Genomic DNA, 5,461 nt, shown 5'->3' on the forward strand with positions numbered 1-5,461 from the left:
AATCAGGAAGTAGTAATTTTGGATGATTTATTATGATAAATAAAAAACAATTATCATTAATATTAGTTATCTTTAGTATTTTAACAGTTATTGCTGGTGTTTTATTGTGGCAAGATCAACGTTATAACTTGATCATTATTTTAGTTTTGATTGCTAGTATGTTGGCATTTTATTTCCAATATGAATATAGTAGTGTAAAAACTAGGGAAGTTGTTATTGTTTCTATCATGATAGCTCTAGCAGTAGTGGGACGAACGTTATTTATTTTGTTGCCTAGTGTTAAACCAGTTAGTGCCTTGATCATCATTTTGGCGGTTGTTTTTGGCAGCCAGGATGGTTTTTTAGCCGGATCATTAAGTGCTTTGCTTTCTGATTTTGTTTTTGGAATGGGACCCTGGACACCGTTTCAAATGATTGCCTGGGGACTGATTGGTTATTTAGCGGGAATGTTTTCTAAACAGCTCTATCAAAATCAATGGTTATTATATTTATATGGGTTGATATCAGGAATATTATTTTCATTGATCATGGATTTGTGGTCAGTTTTAACAATTGAACAAACTTTTAATTTAACTAGATATCTGGTTACGTTTTTATCATCGTTGCCAGTAACAATTATCTATATGATTTCTAACGTTGTTTTTTTGATATTATTAAAAACAACTATGTTTAGAATATTACAAAGAGTAAAAGTTAAATATGGAATTGAGGAGAAGGATTAAATGAGAAAAAAGATTTTTGGAGTAGTTTTAACACTGTTGATAAGTGTTGTTAGTATCAATGGTGTTCAGGCAGCAAATTACAATTGGCATGAATTCTTGGCTAATAATGTAATTAATAAACAAACACCAGTAACTAAAGATACGATAAGTCTTAGCTGGTTACAAAATTTTTTAAATGGGCAGCTTTATGCTTATAACACCAATCCTATCATTGAAGACGGTTACGTATATATTGCCGTTGATAATACCTTATATAAATTAGATAGTAATAGCGGTAATGTTCTAGCAAGTACTACCTTAGATGCGTCAATTGGCTATAACGCTTATCTAGCTTCGGGATCACAAATGATCTTTGTAGCGTTAGGAAATGGAAAAATTCAAGCTTTTGATAGTCAAAATTTAAATTCATTATGGCTGTCAATTGCTCAAAATGGTAATTTAGTATCACCACTTACCTATTATAATGGTTATCTATATACAGGCACTACCATATACGATGATAATTATAATGTAGTTGGTGGTAAATATTATGCTCTTGAAGTTAGTGACGAAGATATAAGTTTACCTAATGAAGAAAAAACTAACAGTTGGGAGTATGACTTGCAGCAGGGTGGTTATTATTGGTCTAAATCTAGTGTTATTAATGATCATCTAGTCTTTGTAAGCACTAAGGGTACTTTGGTATCTAAAGATTTGACGAGTGGTAAAGAAACTGCTTTAAATTTAGATAATAATCAGACACTAATTTATTCTGGTGTTTGTTATGGTGATGGTAGTTTATATATCGGTAGTAAAACTGGGAAAATCTATCAAGTAACGCTTGATGAAAATGGTGGTTTTGACACTTATCAGACAATTACCGTATTGCAGGGAACAGCTTCAATTACCGGTACACCTGCTTATTACAATAATACGTTGTATTTTGGCGGTCAAATAGGAAGTAATTTTGATGCACCAGGGTTTGTTGCAAAGATGGATACAAACACGCATCAAATTAATACTATTGAAACTTTGGCTAATGTCCAGTCTTCTATATTGCTTACAACGGGTTATGATGAGGCAATTTATGGTTATTATACAGTAAATAATTATCCGGGCGGAATAAGTGTATTTAAAGATACTGGTGATTCATTTACTAGTGAAATGATTTATGAACCACAAGATAATTATCAAAATTATACTACTGCCAGTGTTATTAGTGATGGCCAAAAGTTATATTACACTAATGATTCAGCAACATTATTTGCTTTAGAAAAAAATGAAATTGTCGTTAAAGTACCAGGACCAGTTGAAGATGTTCCAGCAGTAGAAACTACTAATAATGATAAAACAACAACTGCTGTTAAAACTGGTGATGACCAGATTACGGGAGTTTTATATATGATGATCATTAGTGCTGGTGCTTATTTCTTAATAAAAAAATATGCATAATGATTTAAAACGTACTGTATTTTTCAGTACGTTTTATTGTTTTTGAGTTAAATAAAAACTATTTTTTGTTGTTATAGTCGCAGAAATTGTAAGCGCTAAATTTTCTTTAAAAAGTTCTTTAAAATAGCATTATTAGGTGGTATAATTGGTATATAGAAATTTTTAAGGAGGAGTCATAGAATGGCAGAAAAAATATCTTTCGTTGTATCTGATCCTGTAGGATTACATGCTAGACCAGCTACTATCTTAGTTAACCAAGCTAGTAAATTTACTAGTGATATTAAGTTAGTATACAATGGTAAAGAAGTTAACTTAAAATCAATCATGGGTGTTATGTCTTTAGGTGTACCTACTAAAGCTACAGTAGAAATCATCGCTGAAGGTGAAGACGAAAAAGATGTAATCGCTTCAATTGCTAAAGTTATTAAAGAACAAAAAGTAGCTGAATAAGATAATTAATACAAAGGAGATCGTTTGATCTCTTTTGTTTTTATTAATGAAAGGATATAAAATGGCAAAGAAAATAAAAACAAATGCATTAAGGATGTTAGATCGCGCCAAGATTAATTATGAAATCAAAGAATACCAATATGATGAAGAACATTTAAGTGGTGAACATATTGTCGATCAGGTAGATTTAAATGCCAACCAAATTTTTAAAACATTAGTATTACATGGAAATAATGGTTTTTTAGTCTGCTGTATTCCGGTTTTAAAACAAATTGATCTAAAAAAATTAGCTAAACTTTCCAATAATAAAAGTGTTGAAATGATTCATATGAAAGACTTGCTAGCAACAACCGGCTATATTAGAGGGGGTTGTTCACCAGTTGGAATGAAAAAGAAATTTCCAACTTACTTTGATCAATCAGTTACTAACTGTGAGCAAATCGCACTAAGTGCTGGTAAACGTGGCTATCAAATGATCGTACCCGTAAAGGCGATAATCGATTATCTAGAAGCCAAAACGGGCGATGTAGTGAGGGATTAAGATGCTTCAATGTTATTATGGTAATGGTAAAGGAAAGACAACGGCGGCTATTGGTCAAGCAATTAGATTAGCTGGAGCCAATCAAAAAGTTTTGTTTATTCAGTTTTTAAAAGATGGTAACAGCAGTGAAATTAAAATGTTAAAACATTGTGGGATAACCGTATTATATAAAAAAATGCCAGAAATGTTTATTGATATGCATGATCCTAAAATGATCAAACAGGTTAGTAAATTAGAAAATGAATTGTTTGATGCTATTGATGAAAGTTATGATGCTATTGTTTTAGATGAAATCTTAGATGTAATTACGTTAAGTTTGATCAATGAAGGTAAAGTATATGATCGTTTATGTAAGTTAAAAAATGATCATGAAGTAATTTTAACAGGACGGATGCCAAGTCATAAAATCAAACCGATTTTAGATTATTCGAGTGAAATAAAAAAACATAAACATCCTTATGATCAGGGCATCAAAGCCCGAAAAGGAATTGAATTTTAAACATCAAAGAATCAATTATTGTTTTTTAGTAAGCGTTTTCAAGGTAAAAAAACGGATTTTTATTAAAATTTGATTTTTGAGACTATAGGCTAGATGTAACCGCTAACTTTTTAATAAATTTGTAGCAATTTCATTGTAGAAACAAGTAGTAAAATTAAATTGAATTTGTTATAATTAAAACAAGGGGTGAAAACAATGAGTTATAATGAAGAATATCAAAGATGGTTAAATTGTGAAAGTCTAGATCCATCATTAAAAGCAGAATTAGCAAGTATGAGCGAAAAGGATAAAGAAGATGCCTTTTATATGAATCTAGAATTTGGAACAGCAGGTATGCGTGGAATTTTGGGTGCTGGTACAAATCGTATGAATATCTATACAATCAGAAAGGCAAATGTTGGTTTTGCAAAATACGTTGCTAAATTACCAGAAGGAAAAGAAAGAGGGGTTGCGATTGGTTATGATAATCGTCATATGTCATATCAATTTGCAATTGAAAGTGCTAAAGTATTAGCAACTTATGGAATTAAGTCTTATATTTTTGAAAGTTTAAGACCTACTCCAGAATTATCTTTTGCAGTACGTTACTTAAAATGTGCTGGTGGAATTATGATCACTGCTAGTCATAATCCAAAAGAATATAATGGTTACAAAATTTATGATGACACAGGTTGTCAGCTAATTCCTGAATGGGCTGATGAAGTTGTTGGATATGTAAATGAAGTTAAAGATGAATTAGCAGTAGAAGTAGCAAGTGATGATGATGCTTATCCATATATTAACTGGATTGGTGAAGAAGTTGACGAAGCTTATTATAAAGAAGTTATGGCAATTGAAATTAATCCTGGTATGGATAAAAATGATTTCAAAATCGTTTTCTCACCACAACATGGTACATCAAACTTACCAGTTAGAAATTGCTTAACAAGACTTGGATATGACGTTGTTCCAGTATTGGCACAATGCGCACCTGATCCTGATTTTACTAATACAGAATCTCCAAATCCTGAAGTTGCATGTTCTTATGATCTTGCAATTAAAAAAGCAAAAGAAGTTGATGGAGATGTCGTAGTAATTTGTGACCCTGATGGTGACCGTTTAGGTGTTGTTGCTAAACATGACGGTGAATATGTATTAATGTCTGGTAACCAAAGTGCTGCAGTATATCTTGAATATATTTTAAGTGAACTTAAAAAACAAGGTAAATTACCTGATAATGCGGTAATGTATAATACAATCGTTACTAGTGATTTAGGTGAATTAGTTGCTAAATCTTATGGTGTTGAAGTTGAAAAAACTTTAACTGGATTCAAATTTATCGGAGATAAGATCCGTAAATATGAAAAAACTAAAGAAAAAGAATTTGTTTTCGGATATGAAGAATCTTATGGTTGTGTAGTTAAAGATTTCGTTCGTGACAAAGATGCTGTTCAAGCTGTAGTTATGGCTGCTGAAGCTGGTAACTTCTATAAAAAACAAGGTAAAGATTTAATTGATGTATTAAATGAATTATATGCAAAACATGGTACATTCAAAGAAACTCAAATCGCTTTAAGTAAAGCTGGTGCTGACGGTGCTAGAAGAATTAAAGAAATCATGGATAACTTAAGAAAAGATGCACCTGCTAAAATTGGTGATTATGCGGTTGTAGCTGTAGAAGATTATCAAAGCAGTGAAAGAATTGAAAATGGAACTACTACAACAATCGATTTACCAAAATCTAACGTATTAAAATACTACTTAGAAGATGGATCTTGGATTGCAGCTCGTCCTAGTGGAACAGAACCAAAATGTAAGTTCTATTTCTCAATTAAAGGT

Annotated in this window: 6 protein-coding genes; all 6 read left to right on the forward strand. The window is 31.4% G+C overall.

The features are described from left to right. Positions 1 to 32 precede the first annotated feature (32 nt). A complete protein-coding gene (locus tag J7M77_RS09805; RefSeq protein WP_296877993.1) occupies positions 33 to 722 on the forward strand; it encodes an ECF transporter S component in 690 nt (229 codons plus the stop codon). After that, positions 723 to 2,153: a PQQ-binding-like beta-propeller repeat protein gene (locus J7M77_RS09810; protein ID WP_296877995.1), complete on the forward strand. Its 1,431-nt coding sequence runs from the start codon at positions 723 to 725 to the stop codon at positions 2,151 to 2,153. Between the two features lie 180 nt (positions 2,154 to 2,333). Continuing rightward, a complete protein-coding gene (locus J7M77_RS09815; RefSeq protein WP_294578252.1) occupies positions 2,334 to 2,603 on the forward strand; it encodes a phosphocarrier protein HPr in 270 nt (89 codons plus the stop codon). A 61-nt stretch (positions 2,604 to 2,664) separates the two neighbouring features. Continuing rightward, positions 2,665 to 3,144 (forward strand): Cys-tRNA(Pro) deacylase, encoded by a 480-nt coding sequence (gene ybaK / locus J7M77_RS09820; RefSeq protein WP_296877998.1) that lies wholly within the window; start codon positions 2,665 to 2,667, stop codon positions 3,142 to 3,144. Between the two features lies 1 nt (position 3,145). Continuing rightward, positions 3,146 to 3,643 carry a cob(I)yrinic acid a,c-diamide adenosyltransferase gene (locus J7M77_RS09825; RefSeq protein ID WP_296878000.1) on the forward strand — a complete coding sequence of 166 codons (498 nt, stop codon included), beginning with the start codon at positions 3,146 to 3,148 and terminating at the stop codon, positions 3,641 to 3,643. A 195-nt stretch (positions 3,644 to 3,838) separates the two neighbouring features. Next, a partial coding sequence (locus J7M77_RS09830; protein WP_296878002.1) for a phospho-sugar mutase occupies positions 3,839 to 5,461 on the forward strand: 1,623 nt, incomplete at its 3' end.

Source organism: Thomasclavelia sp. (genome assembly GCF_017889095.1).
GTDB lineage: Bacteria > Bacillota_I > Bacilli_A > Erysipelotrichales > Coprobacillaceae > Thomasclavelia.

Excerpts from the sequence above, each read along its gene's own strand:
- J7M77_RS09815 (WP_294578252.1), top strand. The coding sequence starts at position 2,334 with ATGGCAGAAAAAATATCTTTCGTTGTATCTGATCCTGTAGGATTACAT.
- J7M77_RS09810 (WP_296877995.1), top strand. The coding sequence starts at position 723 with ATGAGAAAAAAGATTTTTGGAGTAGTTTTAACACTGTTGATAAGTGTT.
- ybaK (WP_296877998.1), top strand. The coding sequence starts at position 2,665 with ATGGCAAAGAAAATAAAAACAAATGCATTAAGGATGTTAGATCGCGCC.
- J7M77_RS09805 (WP_296877993.1), top strand. The coding sequence starts at position 33 with ATGATAAATAAAAAACAATTATCATTAATATTAGTTATCTTTAGTATT.
- J7M77_RS09825 (WP_296878000.1), top strand. The coding sequence starts at position 3,146 with ATGCTTCAATGTTATTATGGTAATGGTAAAGGAAAGACAACGGCGGCT.